At 44.9% G+C, this 22,359-nt stretch carries 15 protein-coding genes and 1 pseudogene; 10 read left to right on the top strand and 6 right to left on the bottom strand.

Features of this window, described 5'->3' with window-relative positions; all coding sequences use genetic code 11:
• Positions 1 to 12: 12 nt before the first annotated feature.
• Positions 13 to 1,308, bottom strand: a complete 1,296-nt coding sequence (locus tag EYS00_RS09475) for a GntP family permease (protein ID WP_130636300.1) — start codon at positions 1,306 to 1,308, stop codon at positions 13 to 15.
• A gap of 344 nt (positions 1,309 to 1,652) precedes the next feature.
• Here EYS00_RS09475 and EYS00_RS09470 point away from each other — a divergent pair, with 344 nt between their 5' ends.
• The 4 genes from EYS00_RS09470 (at position 1,653) to EYS00_RS09455 (ending at position 7,304) form a co-directional block, all read left to right on the top strand.
• A complete protein-coding gene (locus EYS00_RS09470) occupies positions 1,653 to 3,959 on the top strand; it encodes a TonB-dependent receptor (RefSeq protein WP_130636299.1) in 2,307 nt (768 codons plus the stop codon).
• Positions 3,960 to 4,132: 173 nt separating this feature from the next.
• Entirely contained in the window at positions 4,133 to 6,004 is a 1,872-nt protein-coding gene (locus EYS00_RS09465; protein WP_130636298.1) for a CocE/NonD family hydrolase, read from the top strand.
• A 56-nt stretch (positions 6,005 to 6,060) separates the two neighbouring features.
• Entirely contained in the window at positions 6,061 to 6,522 is a 462-nt protein-coding gene (locus EYS00_RS09460; protein WP_130636297.1) for a hypothetical protein, read from the top strand.
• A 128-nt stretch (positions 6,523 to 6,650) separates the two neighbouring features.
• On the top strand, positions 6,651 to 7,304 hold the full coding sequence (locus tag EYS00_RS09455) for a response regulator transcription factor (protein ID WP_130636296.1): 654 nt from the start codon (positions 6,651 to 6,653) through the stop codon (positions 7,302 to 7,304).
• A gap of 28 nt (positions 7,305 to 7,332) precedes the next feature.
• Here the strand turns inward: EYS00_RS09455 and EYS00_RS09450 are convergent.
• Positions 7,333 to 10,687: pseudogene (locus EYS00_RS09450) on the bottom strand (PAS-domain containing protein).
• A gap of 489 nt (positions 10,688 to 11,176) precedes the next feature.
• Here EYS00_RS09450 and grpE point away from each other — a divergent pair.
• The 5 genes from grpE to EYS00_RS09425 all read left to right on the top strand — a co-directional run bounded on the left by grpE (position 11,177) and on the right by EYS00_RS09425 (position 17,393).
• Complete coding sequence (gene grpE / locus EYS00_RS09445) at positions 11,177 to 11,794, top strand: nucleotide exchange factor GrpE (RefSeq protein WP_130636295.1); 618 nt, start codon at positions 11,177 to 11,179, stop codon at positions 11,792 to 11,794.
• A 121-nt stretch (positions 11,795 to 11,915) separates the two neighbouring features.
• On the top strand, positions 11,916 to 13,844 hold the full coding sequence (dnaK, locus tag EYS00_RS09440) for a molecular chaperone DnaK (protein ID WP_130636294.1): 1,929 nt from the start codon (positions 11,916 to 11,918) through the stop codon (positions 13,842 to 13,844).
• A 178-nt stretch (positions 13,845 to 14,022) separates the two neighbouring features.
• On the top strand, positions 14,023 to 15,162 hold the full coding sequence (dnaJ, locus tag EYS00_RS09435; RefSeq protein WP_130636293.1) for a molecular chaperone DnaJ: 1,140 nt from the start codon (positions 14,023 to 14,025) through the stop codon (positions 15,160 to 15,162).
• Positions 15,163 to 15,515: 353 nt separating this feature from the next.
• Complete coding sequence (locus tag EYS00_RS09430) at positions 15,516 to 16,490, top strand: FAD:protein FMN transferase (protein ID WP_130636292.1); 975 nt, start codon at positions 15,516 to 15,518, stop codon at positions 16,488 to 16,490.
• 138 nt (positions 16,491 to 16,628) lie between these two features.
• Positions 16,629 to 17,393, top strand: a complete 765-nt coding sequence (locus tag EYS00_RS09425; RefSeq protein WP_130636291.1) for a DUF1566 domain-containing protein — start codon at positions 16,629 to 16,631, stop codon at positions 17,391 to 17,393.
• An 85-nt stretch (positions 17,394 to 17,478) separates the two neighbouring features.
• Here EYS00_RS09425 and EYS00_RS09420 read toward each other — a convergent pair whose 3' ends face one another.
• From EYS00_RS09420 to EYS00_RS09410, 3 genes are read right to left on the bottom strand one after another with little or no spacing between them, the layout of a single operon-like run.
• Positions 17,479 to 17,667, bottom strand: a complete 189-nt coding sequence (locus tag EYS00_RS09420; protein WP_258313023.1) for a DUF2798 domain-containing protein — start codon at positions 17,665 to 17,667, stop codon at positions 17,479 to 17,481.
• A gap of 32 nt (positions 17,668 to 17,699) precedes the next feature.
• On the bottom strand, positions 17,700 to 18,140 hold the full coding sequence (locus EYS00_RS09415; protein WP_130636289.1) for a MarR family winged helix-turn-helix transcriptional regulator: 441 nt from the start codon (positions 18,138 to 18,140) through the stop codon (positions 17,700 to 17,702).
• 6 nt (positions 18,141 to 18,146) lie between these two features.
• On the bottom strand, positions 18,147 to 18,431 hold the full coding sequence (locus tag EYS00_RS09410) for a putative quinol monooxygenase (protein WP_130636288.1): 285 nt from the start codon (positions 18,429 to 18,431) through the stop codon (positions 18,147 to 18,149).
• A 286-nt stretch (positions 18,432 to 18,717) separates the two neighbouring features.
• Here EYS00_RS09410 and EYS00_RS09405 point away from each other — a divergent pair, with 286 nt between their 5' ends.
• A complete protein-coding gene (locus EYS00_RS09405; protein WP_130636287.1) occupies positions 18,718 to 21,195 on the top strand; it encodes a YHYH protein in 2,478 nt (825 codons plus the stop codon).
• 39 nt (positions 21,196 to 21,234) lie between these two features.
• On the opposite strand, the gene EYS00_RS09400 is transcribed toward EYS00_RS09405, so the two are convergent.
• Positions 21,235 to 22,113 carry a DMT family transporter gene (locus EYS00_RS09400; protein ID WP_242618720.1) on the bottom strand — a complete coding sequence of 293 codons (879 nt, stop codon included), beginning with the start codon at positions 22,111 to 22,113 and terminating at the stop codon, positions 21,235 to 21,237.
• Positions 22,114 to 22,359: the final 246 nt, after the last annotated feature.

Here is a 22,359-nt window from a genome sequence, read left to right as displayed (position 1 = left end):
CTCAATCCCTTGTTAGAAAATACTGAATAACGCAATGGCCATAGAGAGACCGATGAGCGGAACCACCACAGTGAGTGCTGCCATAGACCAATACGCGGCTTTATGTGTCTCATGGCATATGGCCCGTATAGTTGTTACAACATACCCATTATGAGGTAGAGAATCTAGCGCGCCAGACGAGATGGATACAATACGATGTAGCTCATCAGGTTCCACTCCTTGGTCAAGGTAGTGCGGCCCAACGAGTGGTAGAGCGATGGCTTGTCCGCCAGAGGCAGAACCGGTCAGCCCAGCAATAACACTCACCGCGATAGCGGCGCCAATCAACTCATTACCGGGAATTTGTGTCATTAGCGTGACCGTGTCTTGAAAGGCTTCGGTATTTTTAGCAATAGCACCGAAACCTACCACCGCAGCGGTGTTACCTATGGCAACTAGCGCGCCAGTGGTTCCCGCATTCACCGCTGTTGATAGATCGTAAAAGTGTTTAAAATTAATTGCTAGCAAACAAAGCACTCCGCCGCCCAGTGCAACAATTAGGGCAAGTTGCGCCAGTTCTTCGTGAAGTGTGAACGATAATACCAATACCACTACAAGGGGCAAAATACCGGTAAGTGGGTGAGGGTAGTCTCTCTCTCGTAGTTTCGGATCAGAATCCCTCGCTTCAAAAACTTCGCCATTGGCTACCGCTTTGTTGATCATTTTTGCCAACCACCAGTAGCCAAATAGCGCCATAAAAAGAGCCACAACAAGGCTAACTTCCCATGCAGCAAACGGAGAGGTTCCCAAATATTTGATGGGAATCCAGTTTTGGATTTCCGGTGAACCAGCCGAAGTCATAGTAAAAGTGATAGAGCCAAATGCCATTGTGGCGGGAATAAACCGGCGAGGAAGGTTTGCGTCTTTAAATAAGCTCACGGCCATAGGGTAGACTGAAAAAGCCACCACAAATACGCTCACGCCACCGTAGGTTAATATTGCACACGCCGCTACTACGGCGAGTACGGCGCGTTTGTACCCCACTTTTTCTATAATCCATCGAGAGACACTGTCTGCGGCACCACTGTCTTCCATGAATTTGCCGAATAATGCACCGAGTAAAAACATAAAAAACCATGAAGCGATAAACCCGGTAAATCCGCTCATGTAGGTTTCAACAAAGTTGGTATCACCTAAAAACAGGGTCATGTTGTTGGTAAGCGCAACAACAAGGGCACAAAGTGGCGCAGCGATAAATAAATTCATCCCTCGAATCGTCAGTGCGATGAGAAGCGCCAAGCCTCCAGCCAATCCAATCATACTTAACATAGTGTTTTCCTTTGAGTAAATCTGTGACCGCAGCTAGCTCTGGAACTGTTAAGCTTTCACGATTAACCCGAGGATAAAAGGCTTGCGATTTGACATCGCTCAGAACGTGATAAGCCTGCTTATCTTCAGGAGTGTAAAGAAATCTATATTCAAAAACAGATAGTTAGCGCTTAGAAATATAGAATTAATTTGCAAGAAGTGTGAAACTATTTCAAAAAAATTCCCATAGTACGATGGTACTACATACCCCGTTTAAAAAGTGCCCTATGGTAAATAACGACCGCAGTAATTTCGACATGCTCTAGAACTTGATATCTAGACACATAGAAGAAAAAGGACACATTATGTCATTTACTCAACAAGCACGACGTTATTTCACTGGTTCTCACTCTTTGTGCGCTATCGCTGTTGCCTCAGCGCTTACTGCCACTCCCATGGCAGTCGCACAAGAGACCACCGAAGAAGACGACAGAGGAAAATTAGAACGCATTGAAGTCACCGCGCGTAGAACCGTGGAATCACTTCAAGAAACTCCCGTAGCCATTACTTCGGTTGGTGCCGTTGAGTTGGCTGAAAAGGGGATTAGCGTTCTTACAGAAGTTCAACAATTTTCGCCAAACACCACACTGCAAACCAGTCGTGGTACTAACTCTACACTTACCGCATTTATCCGCGGTTTGGGTCAGCAAGATCCATTGTGGGGATACGAGCCAGGTGTTGGTATTTACATTGATGACGTGTACGTAGCGCGTCCGCAAGGGGCTGTGCTGGATCTGCTAGATGTCCAGCGTATCGAAGTGCTGAGGGGGCCTCAAGGCACGCTATACGGCAAAAACACCATTGGTGGAGCGGTAAAATATGTTACCAAACCAATGTCTGGAGAGGCTGAGTTTAACGTTGAGGCCACTGTGGGTAGTTACAATCAGCGTGACGTTAAACTATCTGGACAATATCCGTTAATGGAAGATACGGTTTATCTTGGTTTTGGTTACGCTAACTTAAATCGCGATGGCTTTGGTGAGTTTTTGGAGTCAGCATTACCTAACCAAGACAGAGAGAACTACAACAAAGACTTATGGGCCGCTCGCCTAACACTTGAAATTCATCCAAGCGATGACCTGTTTTTGAGATTCGGCTGGGATAAAACCGAAGATGACTCGAATGCGAAGGGTGGTTACCGTTTGTTGCCCAGTATTCTAACCGACGCGCCAGTGCCTGACTCAGTGTACGACTCATACACAAGTATGCCAACGTGGAACAAGGTAGAGCTCGAGGGATACAACTGGCTGGTAAGTTATGATGTAACAGATAGCTTAGAACTTAAATACGTTGGTTCACACCGTGAAAGCTACTCCCCTACAAATATCGACTTTGACAATACACCACTCGTTATTTTTGATGTACCGGCAGAGTATGACGACGAGAACGACACTCACGAGCTTCAAGCTAACTATTTAGGTGAGAGTTTCTCCTTAGTGTCGGGCTTGTACTACTACGATGGTGAATCCTGCGGTAACTTTGATGCCATCCTAGGTGTTCTTGGTGCATCACTTGGGGCTGCAGGTTTAACCCGAGAAGTGACAGGGTGTAACAATTCAGAAAGCTGGGCTGCATATACGCAACTTAACTATGACATCAATGACAGTTGGTCACTATCTTTAGGTGCTCGATATACGGATGAAGAAAAATCAGCCTTTGTAAACAACGGTCTTATTTTTGACAATGTTTACCCATCTACTGGTTGGGTTGACGGATATGTGCGTCCCCCGGGTCAACTAGTTCCTCAAGTATTGGGTACTGATACCGATGGTGACGGTGTGCTAGACGCTCCAGCGGTACAGAGTTGGTCTCGCTTTACACCACGTGTGGGCATTGAATATCAAGCAAGTGATGACACAATGTTTTTTGCTAGCTACTCGCAAGGTTTCAAATCGGGTACGTTTAACCCAAGAGCTACCGTTAATGAAGCGGGGGTTGAGCCTGAAGTGGTAGATAGCTACGAGTTGGGTGTAAAAAGCGATATTACTGACACATTCCGTGCTAACGTGACCTTGTTTTCCTACGACCATTCAGATCGCCAATACATAGGAGTGTCTGGTGATTTGTCAGACCCAACAGCCCTGGACCAAGTGCTTCGAAATGCAGCTGAAACTGCAGCGAAAGGGTTAGAGGCCGAACTTACCTGGGTAGCAACAGACAATCTTCAATTTGATGTGGCGTACGGCTACATTGATTTTGAAATTAAAGAAAACAACGCCATTCCACCGCTTATCGGTCTAGCAAGCACACCTGAAAATACGTTGAATATTAATGCGAATTACCTGATGGAAACCACCTTCGGTGATATTGTGTTCAATGCAAACTACTATTACCGCGATGACTATTTGTTGTTTGAAACCAGTGATTTAATTCAACAAGACGCTTACGGCATGGTTAACCTAAGTGCTCGCTGGGAAAGCGTAGAAGGCGACTGGTACGCTGGGCTGTATGTTAAAAACCTGACCGACGAAGAATACTTAGTTGGTGGTTACGACTTTGTAACCCGTGGTGACGATGGTTCATTTGGGCCGGGTTTGGGTGGTGATACCACACTTATCGGCTACTACGGCGACCCACGCACTGTTCACCTAACGGTGGGTTATCGCTTCTAGCCAACATATTGATTGGTAGTTAGCTCTTAAAAACCACGGGATAAATCATTCCGTGGTTTTTTTCGTTCACCGCAAATTTAGATAAATTCACCCATCCCAGCTCATTATTGACAGCAATTAGTGTTACATTATCACATTCAAGACATCGTAAACTAATAACAAAAAGGACAGATATGCGAGCTTTCACTTCTCGTTTATGGCTGCTTTGTATTGTGCTTTTTAGCACAACACTTAGCGCTCAAGAGGCTAATACTGACCCACGGGCGGAGTACATTCGCGCCAACTACACCAAGTTTGAATACCAAATTCCCATGCGCGATGGCGTTAAACTATTCACGTCTGTTTATGTACCAAACGACGACAGTAAAACCTATCCCATGATGATGAAGCGCACCCCTTATCGTGTTGCTCCATACGGTGTGAGTAAATACAAAACATCCCTTGGACCGAGTGAGGCGTTTGAGAAAGAGGGATTCATTTTTGTGTTTCAAGACGTGCGAGGCAAATTCATGTCCGAAGGTGAGTTTGTCAATATGCGTCCACAAGATGCCTATCAGCGTGGTGAGAGTGCCACCGATGACGCCACTGACACCTATGACACTATTGATTGGCTAGTGAAAAACATCGCAAATAACAATGGCAAGGTAGGAATGTGGGGAACATCTTACCCCGGGTACTACACCTCTGTTGGCTCAATCAATAGCCATCCAGCGTTGAAAGCTATCTCGCCACAAGCACCAATTGCTGACTGGTTCTTCGACGACTTTCATCGTAATGGCGCCTTTGTTACGCCAATGGCATTTATTTTCTTTGATACCTTCGATAAAAAGCGCGACGGTACGCATGCCGCTTGGCCGAAAGGTATGGACGGTACTACCCCAGATGGCTATCAGTTCTTTGAAAACCTAGGACCACTCTCAAACGTCAATAAAAATTACTTTCACGGCGAGCGTCCATTTTGGAACGAACTGACTGAACATCCCAATTATGACGATTACTGGAAAGCCAGAGATGTACTTCAACACTTAGGTGACACTAAGCCCGAAACCTTAGTTGTTGGAGGGTGGTACGACACAGAAGACCTATACGGTCCGTTATACACGTATCAGTCAATGTCGCATAACAGCACTAAAGACAACGTCAAAATTGTCATGGGGCCTTGGTACCACGGTCAGTGGAACAGCACGAATGGCGGCAGGAGCCTTGGCGAAGCCGACTTTGGCTTTGATACCAGTGAGTGGTTCCAAAAACAGGTGTTACTCCCTTTCTTTAACGACCATTTGAAAGGTAAGGGCGACGCCAATGTAGCTACTGCTACTATGTTTGAGACTGGCGCAAATCGCTGGCGTAAGTTTGATGTATGGCCGCCCAAAGCCACTCAAGCGCAAACGCTCTATTTACGTGCCAATGAAACACTGAGTGATGTTAGTGGCGATACGGGTGAGAGCGAATACATCAGTGATCCTAACAAACCTGTGCCTCATTCAGCGAAAGTAAGCCGAGGGTGGGACCGTCCGTATATGGTTGAGGACCAGCGTTTTGCCGCTCGTCGTCCAGATGTACTAGTGTTTGAAACACCAGTGCTTGAGGATGACTTAACTATCGCAGGCGCTATTGACCTAGATTTGTGGTTCTCAACCACACAAAGTGCTGCGGATATTGTAGTGAAAGTGGTTGATATATTCCCTGGCACTAACGACAACGACAATAAAGTTGACGCACAAAACGGTAATCGTCATGAACTTGTGCGTTGGGGAGTGATCCGCGGTCGCTTTCGTGAAAGCATGAGCGAACCTAAACCTTTTATGCCCAATACGCCAACACAGGTTCAATTTGAATTGTATGACTTACTTCATACCTTCAAACGGGGACACAAGTTGCAGATTCAAATTCAGAGTACTATGTTCCCATTTATTGACGTAAATCCTCAAAAGTACGTAGACAACATATTTGAAGCTAAAGAAGAGGATTTTGTGAGGGCGTTTCACACTATTTATCACAATGACAAGTACCCAAGTGCTATTCACTTCAACACGCTGAACTAACCAATGACAGCCGCCTCCAAAGGCGGCTGTTTTAGTCTATCCACAAGGAGTGCTCTATGATGTATAGAACAATCTGTTTCGCTGGCATTTTCATGGCGCTCATAACGCCAGTCCATGCACAAGTTGAAGATTCACCTATCACGCCAATCCAAAATTTGTTTGATGCGATGCGAGAGCACAATGGCGATAAGATACTCGCTCAGTTTACCGCTACCGCTAGTTTACAAAGAGCACAATCTGATGGCTCTATTAAAACCACGGAGCTTGATAAGTTTGCTAAAGGAATTAGTAACGCAACGGCTTATTTGGATGAACATTTACTTGCGTTCGATGTTAACCAAAACGGTAATTTAGCGTCGGTATGGACACCCTATGTGTTTTATTACGATGAGCAATTGAGTCATTGCGGGATCAACAGTTTTCAACTGGTACATACCCAAAATGGGTGGAAAATTCAGTATCTGATCGATAACACTCACCAAGGAAGTTGTGAAGCATTTATTGCTGACAATGGATAAGGTTAAAAGCACGGCAAAGCACCTTTAGGTTTTAGTGCAAGAAGCTTGTTGGAGGATTACTGTCGCCTTTCTGTGGTGAAGTGGTATGATGTATTTAACAAAATTGCTACGAATATATTACAAGCCAAATGCAAACCCGCGTACTTATTGCTGATGACCATCCATTGTTTAGAGCCGCTATGTATCAAGCACTTACTGATATTGTGGGTACTGATATACTGCAGGCAGCATCTCTCGATGAGGCTATCGAGCAACTCAATGCGCACCAAGATATAGAACTGGTATTTTTAGACTTGAGCATGCCGGGAAATGATGGAATGTCTGGGCTGTTAGAGCTCAGGTCTAAGTTTCCCGACGTGATGACGGTAATAGTAACAGCTCATGAAGATCCTGAATTGGTTCAGCGCGCGTTATTACTCGGTGCAAGTGGTTTTATACCAAAATCCGCATCGGTAGAGCGTATTGCTGATGCTGTAGAAACCGTGCTAGACGGCGAACAGTGGCTTCCTGAAGAACTGTCGTTTGAAAATGTAACGCAAGATGCCAATCTTACGGCCCTCTCTCAGTCTTTATCTACGCTTACCCCTCATCAACTCAAAGTTTTACAAATGATTGCAGATGGACTGCTCAATAAACAAATAGCATTCGAGCTGAACATTTCTGAATCTACCGTCAAACAACACGTATCTGCCATTCTGAAAAAAATGGGTGTTATTAATCGTACTAAAGCAGGAATTGCTTATAAACACGCGATGGCAGTCAAAGAAGAATCTATAGTCTGATAATTGTACGTTGAGGCTTTTGAAAGGGTCAGAGCAGTTCGCGTTTAATCAAGCGTTTGAGCGCGACGGGTTTTAAAGGCTTCGATAGGTAGAATAGTTCATTTTCCATGGCCTCGTCTCGTATGCCTTCACTGCGGTTAGCGGTAACAAGTATGCCTAGTGGTATTTCGCCCCATTGCTCGCGCAAGGCTTTGACAACATCAATTCCGGTTTCTCCATAATCTAAGTGATAGTCAGCAATCACAATATCAGTCTTTACGGGGCATTGCTCTAGCGCAGAATCTGCAGATGAGGCCGTGATAACCTTGGCTCCCCAATCTGACAATAAGGTGTGCATTGCTTGTGTGATTTGTGCATCATTTTCAACCAACAATACGCGTTTATTGACCAATAATGTGGAATCATCGGTTTGCGGTGTAGGACGCCACTGTCCCAATTTTTGCGGCTGTGATGCCCTGGATAATGTAACGCTAAAGACACTACCTTTTCCGACTTCCGAGGTCAGTGACACTTGGTGGCTTAATAAGTGGCAGAACCTTTCTACAATCGTTAAGCCTAGCCCAAGGCCTTGACTCGTTTTACTGTTTGACAATTGATGGAACTCATTGAATATTTCTGCTTGTTGATCTTGAGGAATACCCGGGCCTGTATCGTATACACACAAAGTAACGTCATTGTTACTTAGGCGACGAACGCCAATCAATACAGTTCCAGCAGATGTGTATCGAATAGCGTTTGAAATGAGATTTTGTATCACACGTCGAAGCAGCTTTTTGTCTGAACGTACAGCAACCTTGGTTTTCACTAAACGAAGGCTAAGCCCTTTTTGTTGAGCAATAACGCTAAACTCTGCCACTAGGGGCTGTAAAAGATCTTGCAGGCTAAATTGTGAAATTTGAGGTTTAAGTATGCCTGAGTCGAGTTTTGTCATATCCAACAGCATGCTCAACAGACTCTCAGCACTGTTTAGCGAACTGACCACCCCATCTGACAAGGTGGCTAATTCCGAGCCTTTGGTTTTTTTTAGCGAGCATAGCAGCAAAGAGTGTTGCGGCATTAAAGGGTTGCATAAGATCGTGCCCCGCCGCTGCTAAGAATTTCGTTTTACTTTCGTTAGCTTTGTCAGCATCTTGCTTGGCCAGTTGAAGCTCTTTAGTCCGTTGCTCAACTCTCGCTTCTAACGCTGTTTTTGCGTCTTGTAATTCTTCTTGAATAGCAATGTATTCGGTAATATCACTGTATGTTGTGACGTATCCGCCAGCAGGTAATGGACTTCCGTTAAGTTCAACCACTTTGCCATCAGCTTGTCTACGTACATGCTTATATATGTGACCCTCTTTCATAAAGCGAATACGTTTTTCAATGTCTCGAGCAACATCGCTCCCATCACCAAACAACCCTCTACGGGCATTGTATGCCAACACAGAAGCGATAGGCATACCTGCTTGTAAGTATGTAGCTGGGTAGTCAAACAACTCTACATAACGTTCATTCCAAGCCAGTAGGTTCAATTGTTCATCGAGTACGCAAATGCCTTGTTTGATATGCTGAACTGACGACTGAAGAACCTCATGGTTAAATTGAAAGGACTGTGAGGCTTCTTCAACCCAATCCACTAATACGGGCAACTTGTTGTCACCTGTTTGTGCGATGGTGCCAAGCAAAATTCTTGAGCTGGGGCTTCCCACTTGTGCTGACATCAATTGCTCTGCCCGTTTGAGTAACGAGTGGCTCGCGTATCCGTGCTGTTCAACTGTGTCTAACGAGGCTGAGAGTTGGTTGACTAATTTGCGATGAACTTCTTCATTCAGTACTCGTTTTGTTAGTGTCATTAAATCTGAAATGCGAACGGAAAGCTCCGGTTGGACATCGTCCGTGTCAGCGGGTTGGGTCTGCGCTGGTTTACTGGTGAGTAATGCAGTAATTACAAAGGTTAAGCAGTTTGCGGCAAGTGCAATAGCGAACCCTTTGCCTAAATCACCGTCGCTAGGCGGTGGTTCAAAGTAATAGCTGGATAACAAGCTTGGGTAAAGCAACAATACCAACCAGCAGATAAATCCTGTACCGAGACCCATAAATGCAGCGACTTTGGTACTACGATGCCAATACAAACCAAAGAGTAAAATGGGTAGGCACTGACCAAGCAGTGCAATCGCTATTGTTCCACTATTAACCAATGGCGCGCTCTGACTCACGTTTAGGTGATACCAAAGGGCAGTGGATATCACAACTAATACTGTTAGTCGCCTAATGAGGAGTATGCTCCTTGGCTTCATACTATCTTGGTTCGGTTGTCGCAGCTTTACCTTCAACCACAGTGGCGTAATGAGATTGTTTGAAATCATGACCCCCAAGGCTAGCGTGGCAACAATGATCATACTGGTTGTTGCAGACAATCCACCGATAAATGCTACGATAGAAATGCCGACATTTTCGCTTTGAAGCGGGAGTGATAAAACGTAGGTATCAGAGGTGACCTCAGGTGAGAGTAATATTTTTCCCGCGAGTGCGATAGGTATTAAAAATATTGTCATGCCCACGAGGTAAAGTGGAAATAACCATCGGGCCGTTTTGAGTTCGCCCTCACCATTCAATTCAATAAAGTTCATATGAAACTGGCGGGGTAGCACGAACATGGAGCACACTCCTAAGAGTACGTGAGAAAGATAAACCCACGGCGCTCTATCTGCATAAATGACTTGCCTAGCAGCTTCGTTAGTTGCGGCTCGAGTAAACAGGTCAAATACACCGTCAAAAAGGTAAAAACATACAAAAACACCAATGACCGATAAGGCAACGAGTTTCACCAAAGATTCAACGGCGATGGTCAGTAGTAATCCAGGGTGCTTGTCAGTAAGGTTTAGCGTTCGCGTACCAAACATGATGGCAAAAATTGTCATTAAGCCAGCAACATATAAACCTACCTGCTGTGTATTGTTTTGCGTGTCAGGGGTTATCAGATTAATGCTTTTGGTAATGGCATCTAATTGCAACGCTATGTAGGGAATAACCCCAACCAAACTCAACAGTGTAATGAAAGCCGCAAGTAAGTGAGCATTTTTGTATTTGAGACCAATAAGATCTGCCAGAGAGCTTACATTATGCTGCTGACACAAACGGCTGATGCGAAGAATGACAGGAAAGGCAAATGCCATGGTAAGAATAATGCCCAGATACGTTGGGATCATCGCCCATCCGTACTGTGCAGCTTGGGAGGTGGTGCCAAAAAATGCCCATGACGTGCAGTGAACACCCAATCCAAGACTGTATAAAATTGGATGTTGCTGGTTGTCTTGAAGCCTCTTTTCACCCCAAAACGCCAGTAAAAACAATGCCAGTAGATAAATGGCGATAACGCTTCCCACTGTCCATATACTTAGCATTGCTTGCTCCCTCGAACCTGAATAGGCAAGTGCTAGATTACCATCTGACTCATTAATTAAAAGCGCTTTTGCGCGTATAAGGAGTACATCGTTAAACTTGTCTTACATCGGTCGACAACAAAGCTGAAAGAGAGTTGTGTTGCAAGAGAGTGGATTTAAACGGTTTAATTTTTCATTAGCAAATCTGTTTCCGACGGCTTTTTCAAATGAGTAGATGTTTACAGTGTGAGCGAGGAATACATCATCAAACTTCTGTGACACGGATGTCGCAGCAGAGCCTACATGGAAGTATTTACGGCGTTTTGGTGATGTATTCCTCGCTTCACACCTCTGAAGCAGAATTTTTTTCAAAACTAGCCACAAAAAAATTGTGGTTACCCTTGAAGGCGCATAAAGCAACCCCATAAATAGCTCCATCTGAGAAATCCCGACGTCACAATGTACAGTTTGGGATGAGCCAAATTATAAATTTAAGCTTTGGAGGTAGGCATGAGCGATCAGCGCGACGTGCAGGCAGAACAAGAGAATGCCGCTGTAGAAGAAAATGTAGAAACTGTTGAAGTCAATGATGCACAGGAAGCAGAAGCACCAATGGATGAAACTGCGCAGCGCATATACGAGCTAGAGACTGCATTGTCTGAGGCACAGGCAACGGTTAAAGAGCAGCAAGACAGCGTACTTCGCGCTCGTGCCGACATGGAAAATGCACGCCGTAGAGCTGATGCTGAAGTAGAAAAAGCACGCAAGTTCGCCCTTGAGCGTTTTGCCGGCGAACTACTTCCCGTGGTTGATAACCTAGAGCGTGCTATTGAAATGACCGACAAAGACAACGAAGCAGTTAAGTCGTTACTTGAAGGCGTGGAAATGACGCACAAAAGTTTCTTGAGCACTATTGAGAAATTTGGATTGGTCCTTATTGATCCGCAAGGCGAAGCCTTCGACCCCGAATTGCACCAAGCAATGTCGATGCAAGAGAGTGCTGATCATGCGCCAAATACGGTGATGGCAGTGATGCAGAAAGGCTACCAGATTAACGGGCGATTGCTACGACCTGCCATGGTAATGGTGTCACGCGCTCCAAGTGGCGGTGTAGATACACAGGCATAATGCCGCGATTTGCGACAAAACCACTAAAATTTCAGTTTTTTTACTGACAAGTATTGAAAAGGTGGGTGAATAACCCCACTAATTTTGCAGAATTAAGAATTACATTTTTCGGAGACACGAAATGGGTAAAATCATTGGTATCGATTTAGGTACAACGAATTCATGTGTCGCAGTTTTAGACGGCGACAAACCTCGCGTAATTGAGAACGCTGAAGGCGATCGTACCACACCCTCAATCATTGCTTACACCAACGACGGTGAAACGCTAGTAGGTCAGTCTGCTAAGCGTCAAGCAGTTACAAACCCTGAAAACACGCTGTTCGCTATCAAGCGTCTAATTGGTCGTCGTTTTCAAGACAAAGAAGTACAACGTGATATCGACATCATGCCTTTCAAAATTGTTGGCGCAGACAATGGCGATGCATGGGTAGAAGCGAAAGGCGACAAAATGGCGCCACCGCAGATTTCTGCTGAAGTACTTAAGAAAATGAAAAAGACCGCTGAGGATTTCCTTGGTGAAGAAGTGACTGGTGCAGTAATTACCGTACCTGCGTACTTCAACGATTCACAGCGTCAAGCAACTAAAGATGCTGGTCGTATTGCTGGTCTAGAAGTTAAGCGTATTATCAACGAGCCAACTGCTGCTGCCCTTGCTTACGGTATGGACAAGAAGCAGGGTGACAATGTTGTAGCGGTTTACGACTTGGGTGGTGGTACTTTCGATATCTCTATCATCGAAATTGATGAAGTAGATGGCGAGCACACGTTTGAAGTACTAGCGACAAACGGTGACACTCACTTAGGTGGTGAAGACTTCGACAACCGTGTAATCAACTACCTTGTTGAAGAATTCAACAAAGACCAAGGCATCGATCTACGCAAAGATCCGCTAGCGATGCAGCGTCTTAAAGAAGCTGGTGAAAAAGCGAAAATTGAGCTTTCGTCTTCACAACAAACTGAAGTCAACCTGCCTTACATCACTGCTGATGCAACAGGTCCTAAGCACTTGGCGATTAAACTGACTCGTGCGAAGCTTGAGTCTTTGGTTGAAGATTTAGTTAAGAACTCGCTTAACCCGCTTAAGCAAGCTTTAGCTGATTCTGACTTGTCTGTAGGCGATATCAACGACATCATCCTTGTTGGTGGTCAAACACGTATGCCGCTTGTTCAGAAGTACGTGACTGAGTTCTTCGGCAAAGAACCACGTAAAGACGTTAACCCTGATGAAGCAGTAGCCGTAGGTGCAGCGATTCAAGGTGGTGTTCTTTCTGGTGACGTTAAAGACGTTCTACTACTAGACGTTACACCTCTGTCTCTTGGTATTGAGACAATGGGTGGTGTTATGACTGTGCTTATCGAGAAAAACACGACGATTCCAACGAAGAAGTCGCAAACATTCTCTACTGCTGAAGACAATCAATCTGCGGTAACAGTACATGTACTGCAGGGTGAGCGTAAGCAGTCGAGCGGCAACAAGTCTCTTGGTCAGTTCAACCTTGAAGGTATTCGTCCAGCGTCACGCGGCGTGCCTCAAATCGAAGTAACTTTCGACCTAGATGCTGACGGTATTCTACACGTGTCTGCGAAAGACAAAGATACTGGTAAAGAGCAGAAGATTACGATTAAAGCGTCTTCTGGCTTGAGTGATGCAGAAGTTGAGCAAATGGTTGCTGACGCAGAAGCGAATAAAGAAGCTGATGCGAAGTTTGAAGAGCTAATTCAAGCACGTAACCAAGCTGACGGTATGATTCACGCAACTCGTAAGCAGCTTGAAGAAGTGGGCGAAGCCCTTTCTGCTGATGATAAAGCGCCAATCGAAGCTGCAGTAGCTGAACTTGAAGAAGCGACTAAAGGCGAAGATAAAGCGGCTATCGAAGCGAAGACTCAAGCGCTAATGGAAGTGTCTAGCAAGCTTATGGAAGCAGCTCAAGCGCAAGCAGGCGCGGCGGGTGCTGCCGGTGGTGCTGAAGCGGGCGAACAGCAAGCAAAAGCAGACGACGACGTTGTTGACGCTGAGTTCGAAGAAGTAAAAGACGACGATAAGAAGTAATTCTTGTTATGTCACTAGTGCAGTTAAGTGAAGTTAGCTGCACCAAGTAAGCAGTTCGGGCGCAACAGGGATAGCTTGTTGCGCCTTTATTGTGTTAATGAATGCAAAGAAAAACGACATTACGAAGTCGAATCGGTGAAACACTAACACCGAAAGTAACGCAGGGTAAGTAAACACTATGTCTAAACGTGACTACTACGAAGTACTTGGGGTAGCTAAAAGCGCAGGCGAACGCGAAATTAAAAAGGCGTACAAAAAGCTTGCGATGAAGTATCACCCCGACCGTACACAAGGCGATAAAGCGCTAGAGGATAAATTTAAAGAAATCCAAGAAGCCTATGAAGTCTTGAACGATTCACAAAAGCGCGCTGCGTATGATCAATACGGCCATGCGGGTGTGGATCCAAACCGTGGCGGTGCTGGCTTTGGTGGCGGTGGTGCAGACTTCGGTGATATTTTCGGTGATGTTTTTGGTGACATCTTCGGTGGTGGCGGTGGTCGTGGTGGCCGTCAGTCTCGTGCACGTCAAGGTTCTGATCTTCGCTACAACCTAGAACTCTCTCTTGAAGAAGCAGTTCGTGGTAAGAGTGTGGATATTCGCGTACCTACCCTTGTAGAGTGTGAAGTATGCGACGGCTCTGGTGCTAAGAAAGGTTCGTCGCCTAAAACTTGTCCTACGTGTCATGGTGCTGGCCAAGTGCAAATGCGCCAAGGCTTCTTTGCCGTTCAACAAACCTGTCCAACCTGTGGTGGCAAGGGCAAGATTATTGAAGACCCGTGTAACAGCTGTCACGGTCAAGGCCGTAAAGAGAAGACCAAAACTCTTAACGTTAAAATTCCAGCGGGTGTTGATACTGGTGATCGCATTCGTTTATCAGGTGAAGGCGAAGCAGGTGAGAACGGTGCACCGGCAGGTGATTTGTACGTTCAGGTGCATGTTCGCGACCATGATATCTTCCAGCGCGATGGTAATAATTTGTATTGTGAAGTACCTCTTAGCTTCACAACAGCCGCACTTGGTGGTGAACTAGAAGTACCTACCTTAGACGGTAAAGTAAAGCTGAAAATCAGTGCGGAAACCCAAACTGGCCGCATGTTCCGATTACGAGGTAAAGGCGTAAAATCGGTTCGCAGTGGCTCTATTGGTGACTTGATGTGTAAGGTCGTGGTAGAAACTCCAGTGAACCTTTCTTCTCGTCAAAAAGAGTTGTTGCAAGAGCTCGAAGAGTCTATGGGTAAAGCGTCAAGCAAGCACAGTCCAAAGGCACAAGGTTTCTTTGACGGTGTTAAGAAGTTCTTCGACGATTTAACCAACTAAATTAATCCATTCATGCAAAAGCCCTCAGTTGAGTAATGCAAGCTAGTTGAGTGATTAAAGGCTGTCGCGGTCTCACTGAGGGAAAGTAATGAACTTTTTACTGCACGCGTAGACCCTTCCGTGGGGCTCGTCCTCGGCATCCATGCCGAGGACGGCCGTAAAAAGTTCATTACTTCCCCTCGCTCTTATCAAGCGCTCTACCAACTGATTGGTATTGCTTAACTGACGGGTTTTTTGTCGATAATGTATGTTTCCACAAAGCATTCATTTCCATACCTAAGCACTCCCATTCAAACCTGTTTTATTGACGACACGTGCTAACGTGAACGAAAGCCAAAATATCAGTTAGCACTATGATTAAGTCACTCGTTGTAAACACTAGCTTTGCCACTTCTCTATTCTTAAGCCAATCAGTAGTTGCCGATTGGTATTGGGGAGAGGCAAGTATTATGGGTACTAACATTGAAGTGCAAGTGTGGGCAGACTCGCAAGCGCAGAGTGCACTGGCCATCGATGCGGTGTTTACTGAAATGGAGGCTGTTAATCAGTTAATGAGTCCTTACATTGCGTCGAGTCAATTAGCACAGTTGAATGCGAAAGCTGCCAAGTATCCGGTCATTGTAGACGCAAACTTGTACCGCCTTATCAGCGAATCTATTGAGTTTAGCGAAGCGTCTAACGGGGCTTTTGATATAACTTTTGCCAGTGTGGGTTTTAAGTATGATTACCGGCAACAGCTAAAGCCTGATGATGACCAAATATCTGCGTCCTTAGAAGCCATTAATTATCAGCACATTGTATTAAATGACGAGGATTACAGCGTTTACTTTAATCACCCAGACGTGAAAATAGACTTGGGGGGGATTGCTAAAGGGTATGCGGTTGATAAATCGATCGAAGCACTTCAAGCTATGGGAATCGAACACGCATTAGTTACCGCTGGTGGCGACACACGGTTACTCGGTGACAGGCGAGGGCGTCCATGGTTGGTGGGTATTCGCGACCCTCGAAACGAAGAAAAGCAAGCAGTGACAATTCCCCTAGAAGACTTTGCCATCTCAACCTCTGGTGACTACGAACGCTTCTTCGAAGAAGACGGCACTCGATATCACCACATCCTTTCACCCAAAACAGGTACGTCAGCTCACCAAGTACAGTCTGTATCTATCATCGGGCCATCAAGTACTATCAATGATGCCCTTTCAACATCAGTGTTTGTCATGGGAGTTGAAGCAGGCATCAGCCTTATAAACACCTTACCTGACTATGAGGCGATAGTATTGGACAATAATCGGAAACTGCATTTTTCAATGGGGTTAACGCAGTAGATTGTCTTTAATATTCACAGTATTTTTTCTCATATAGCTGAGAGGTTCATTTACTTCGTCACACTAGTGATATGCGCAAGGCAAAATTGCGCCCAGACCATATGGTCGCGTCTATCGATAAACTAGAGGAAGTAAAAAATGCAAAGAGGTAAGCAAGGATGGTTCTGCTTAGCCATTATCATTGTTTCTGGCTATGCGGTGACAGCAAATGCAGCGCTTATTAATCGCGGAAGCGGAATGATTTACGACGATGTTTTGGATGTTACCTGGCTTCAGGATGCTAACTATGCTAAAACAACTGGCTTTGATTTTGATGGACTATTGAATTGGGATCAGGCGTCTACATGGGCCAACAATTTGGTATTTGGTGGCTATAGCGATTGGCGATTGCCCTCTGTGAGTCCTATCAATGGCACCAGTTTTAGCACGTTGTATTCATTCAATGGTTCCTCTGATCGTGGCTACAACACCAATCCTGATTTCTCTGAATTGGCCCATATGTTTTTCAATAATTTGGGCAACGTCGCTTACTTCACTCCTGCTGGGATTGGTCCACAATCAGGTTCTGATTCGTTTGAGTCTAATTTTGTCGATGGCGAGTCTGGTGAAATCTATTCGTTCGAAAATATCGGTAATGTGTACTGGTCGGGCACTGTTGACGACCCGTTTTTGAATGCAGCATGGGCGTTCAACTTTAAAACTAACAGTGGGTTGTCCTTAGGTGAACAAAGTCTATATAACGACGCATCAAGCTTAAGCGTATGGGCATTGCGCGATGGGGATGTCGCTAGCACACTTGTAGCGCCTGACACCAACGTTGCCGTATCTAATCCTAATACCCTTGGACTGTTGGTATTCAGCCTGTTGGGTGTTATTGCCGCTAGACGCGAAACACGGGTTTAATAACGTTTTCGGCCAGATATGTAGGATTTAGAATCGCTTATCTGGCCGATAAGCAAAGCTATTTTTGTAAATGCGGTAGCTATACTCAATCAGACACAGGCACTATCTTTAGTGTGAGTTGCGTCACCAATGGCCCAAATAAAAAAGAGACTATCCAAGCTACAGGCCACGCATACATGAAAGCAAGTCTCCAGTCATTGAAAAATGACGCTGTAAAACCAAGGTTTATATAGGTTACCCATAGCGTCATTAACAGGCTTAATATCAAAGACATTAACATTGAATTTAACAGGCGAAATACCAATTTTATTGCTCCTCGCCAGAGTGGTTAGTTAAAATTTTAAAGTAGTCGGGAAGTAAAGTTGTGAGCGTAGATTTTCCACTCTGGGTAAGGGTTAACACCACTGCTCGCCCGTCTTTTGAATCTTTGTGTGTTGATAGGTAACCTTTTTCAGTAAGGGTTTTTATGGCTCGGCTCAATACTGGCTTTGAAACGTCTAACCGCTCAGAAATTTCCACCGCATACAGCCAATCTCTATCAAGCTCTCGGTCAATCACCATGAGTATCAGAAATTTAAGCTGGGACATATTGTGACTTGCGAAGTACGTATCTAATTGCCTTACAAGAATACTGGCTTCGCGCATCATTTTGAGTTGATTAGTCACTTTTTCCGCGTACTCAGGGCAATAGATTCCACTGTATTTATCTACCATAGCTTTGGTAGGCAGTTGCTTTAAAAAAAACACCGTTGCTCAATCCAGTAAGGTAAAGCTTTTTATGTCAACCGGTTTAGCCAACCAATGTTCGTACGACGCAAATACTCGTTTTGTGTAGCCTTTTTCGTAATGGCTTTTTAACGCCGCTTGGTCAATCCATTGTTCATAAAGATACAAAACTGAAAACTCCTCGTCAGTGTGAACATCGAATTGATTGCAGCCAGTTTCACTTCTAGTCGGTTCTAAAATGGATAGTATGGCGGCCCTAGCATCGCGAAAGTGCTCTTTTTTGGGGGTGATCGTAGCGAATATACAGTACATTTTTTGTATTCCAATACAATAAATATAGTTATCATGATAACTATATTTATTGCGATAGCAAGGCTAAAATTGGAAAGTGTAAGGAAAATGATTGTTGTTGAAGAGTTGGTATTTGACGGGGATGCGATGACTGAACTCTCTGTAAATATACTAATAACGTCAAATTTACACTTTTATGCACTATAAATTTACATAGTCTTTGCAAAGCTTTACAAAACTGCGACGCTTTATCTGAGTGCAGTTTTATATAATTTGATGATTGCCTAATAAAAAGATTGGACACACTATGAATCGCATAATTCAGCGCTCTATCATCTGCTTAAGTTTACCTATTCTATTCTTATCTGGCTGTGGTGGCTCTGGAGGTGGTACTTCATCCGATGATTCTGTTCAATCTCCTGCACCGGTTGTAAACAGTCCGGTGACCGGCAGTGTATCAATTACAGGTAGCAACCAAGTCGGCAGCGTAGTGAGTATTGAGCAAAATCTTGCCGATTCAAATGGGCTGGGTAGCTTTGAGTATCAATGGCTTCTTGATGGAGTCGCCATTGCCGGTGCAACGGGAGACACCTACACTATAATTTCTGAAGATGTTGGACAGACTCTCGCGGTAATAATCCGGTTTACGGATTCAGATGGTTTTGATGAGTCGGTGTTGAGCGGCGAATTCCGTATTCTAGAAACTCCATCGGAGCAGGCGACGAACATTCTATTTATCATTAGTGATGATCACGGGCTAGATGCTTCAAACCAATACAACTACACAAATGATGCGCCAGTAACGCCAAATCTCGACCAACTTGCTGATAGCGGTATAGTTTTTGAAAATGTTTGGGTAACTCCGGCTTGTACCACGACAAGAGCGGCGATTTTAACAGGAATGCATGGCATCAATAGTGGCGTTTCTTTTGTGCCTGCGACGCTTGATACCTCTAGCCAAACTATTGCCAAATATTTAAAAAGTAGCGGTGTGCCAGATGCCTATGCCACTGCAGCCTTTGGAAAGTGGCACCTTGCAGGAGGCCGTGACACTAATCTTTTGCACCCCAACGAAAGTGGCTTCGACCACTATGCAGGTAATCTTTCTAATATTGATGATTATTATCAGTGGGAGTTAACGATAAATGGTGAACAGCAGACGTCGTCAAATTATCACACGTCAGAAATCACCACATTGGCACTCAATTGGATCCAAGAGCAACAACAACCTTGGTTCGTATGGTTGGCTTACCAAGCGCCTCATTCTCCATTTCATTTGCCTCCTACCGAACTTCACGACAGAAATCAGCTAACTGGAGATGCGTCGGACATAAATGCCAATACCCGAGAGTACTACCTCGCAGCAATAGATGCTATGGATACTGAAATTGGGCGTCTATTGGACTCCATGGATGACCAAACCCTTGATAATACTCTAGTGATTTTTATAGGAGACAATGGTACGCCAAGAGGGGTTATTGATACCGGAGTCTATCAACGAACTAGAGCTAAAGGCACGCTTTATGAAGGTGGAATTCGAGTTCCTATGTTCGTGGCGGGACGAGGTGTGACAAGATCTTCGGCTAGAGAGGAGAGACTTGTCAATGCCACGGATTTCTATACTACCTTGGGTCAAGTTGCCGGTATGCAAACGGCACAGCTATACGATAGTACAAGCTTTTTTGACGTATTAACTGATGCCAATGCAACGAGTACGAGAGAAAATAATTACAGCGAATTTGAAAGTGATGATGTGACAGGATGGACGGTCAAAGACGACACCTTGAAGTACATTCAGTTTGAAGACGGTAGTCATCACCTCTTCGCTATTGATGGTGTACTCGATGAGGGTACAGACTTGGCTGGTGATACTGCGTACTCAGACGATATTCAGCGGTTCGTCGCATTGGCTGCAGATATCCGTAACGAGCAAAACCAGTCTCCTATTGATATTACTAACCAGTTCTTTACGAGTCGCAGTACGGATTGTGAGAGCTACGTAGAGTCTTATCAATCCTCTGTTATGGACATAAATAACAGTCGTGTCTTTAGCGGTGCGTTGATGATCACTGTCGATAATGAAAAGTGCATCTTTCAGACCAACGCTATTCCCCACCACGATTTTAATGATGGCGACCAGTCTTTTCCAAATGACGTTTCAGAACAAGACGATCGATATGAGGTTACCACTCAGCCGACGTTTGCCGCTCAAAACACATCGCTGAGCCTGCGCACTGATAATGCAATTATGCTCAATGGTGTAAAAGTCGACCTCTTGGCTGCTGGGTGTTTTGGCGTAGGCAATGGAAGAACGGGATGTGCCGATTTGAATCAGCCTTGGCGTTATGATCCTGTATCAGCGCGAAGTGGCTTTAATATCGATAGCCATAATGCCCACTCGCAGGGCGATGGTACCTATCATTATCACGGTGCGCCTCCCGCTTTTTATCAGCAAGAAAATACGGGTGAAGTATCGCCAGTTGTTGGCTTTGCCGCTGATGGATTTCCTATCTACGGCGCGTATTTCGATGATAACGGCACGGTCAGAAAAGCGGTATCTAGCTATCAACTTAAATCGGGTAGCCGGCCAGAGGGTGACGGCCAGCCCGGCGGCGATTATGACGGTACTTTCAGAGATGATTATGAGTATATCGAGGGAGTGGGCGATTTGGACGAATGTAATGGAATGACGATTGATGGTCATTACGGATATTACATGACTGACGGTTTTCCCTATATTCTTGGCTGCTTAAAAGGTACCCCAGACCCTTCCTTTGATAAGTAACATCAATGAGGCAGTTTACTAGTAACTGCCTCATTACCCTTACTTAAGAAATCGCATCCCCAGTATGACTAATCCTAAACCGACGAAGTGAATAGGGCTCAAGGGCTCATCAAGTAGATAGTTTGACAAAATAATGGTCCCCAGTGGTCCTATAGCACCTACAATGCCCGCCTTACTGGCTCCGACTATTTTTACCCCAGCACTGACCAAAAAAGTGGGGATGAGAGTACAAAACACCGCAATAACCAAAGCACCTGAGTACATGGGTAATGTCAGTGCGGTTAAGTCTTCGGTGCCCTGAATGGTAACGTGTAGCAGTAAACTGAACACTGCGCCTAGCATAGCAATGCAAGTAAAGCGCTGACTTCCCATTCTTCGTGAATATATTTGATTGGCTACCATGAACCAAGCCGTCAGAATACTTGCGATAAAAATGAGCAAGCTGCCGAACAGCAGGTTTTCTCCGCCAAAGCTGGCATCGCCGTAAAAAAACAATACTACACCTGAGTAAGCAAGAATTAATGAGATCCACATGCGCTTTGTCACTGGCTCTCTTAGTAATAACCACGCCATCAACATAGATATCGCAGGGTAGCAGAATAAAATCATGCGCTCTAAACCTGCGCTAATGTAGAGCAGCCCCTGCAAATCAAGAAAACTCGCAACGTGATAACAGGCAATACCAGCAAGTACCGTCCATACTGTGTCTTTCAGTGTGACGGACAGGTTTTCTTTGTACCAAATCCAGCCAAGCACCGCTAAATAGAACGGAAGTATCATCAGCATTCTCAACGCCTGAAGCTCGAGAGGGCCCAATCCGATACTAAAAAGGATTTTTACAATCACGGCTTTACTGGAAAACAAAATAGTGCCGAGTACAACGAAAAGTATGCCTTTGTGCTGTGGTGTGTGAATCATGTTGTTTCGAGGGATTAGCTCGCTCCTAGATAATAAAATTTAGAATGCGGCTAAAAAAGAGGAGAGGTGTTTCAATAGTGCTGGCTCTTTTTTAGCCAGCACACAGCGCTGGCAGTCTATACGACGAGCCAGAGCTTAATGGTCAACAATGTAATTAACGGTCTAAAAATGAAACCCATTGACATGTAAAAGTTAATTTCCCGAAAAGTTACTCGTTTAGTAAAACATGAAAAGTTAGCTTTGAAT

The sequence above is a fragment of the Alteromonas sp. KUL49 genome, assembly GCF_006538345.1.
Lineage (GTDB): Bacteria > Pseudomonadota > Gammaproteobacteria > Enterobacterales > Alteromonadaceae > Alteromonas.
Note: the sequence above shows the minus strand (reverse complement) of the source record. Positions and strands in the feature narration are given on the sequence as shown.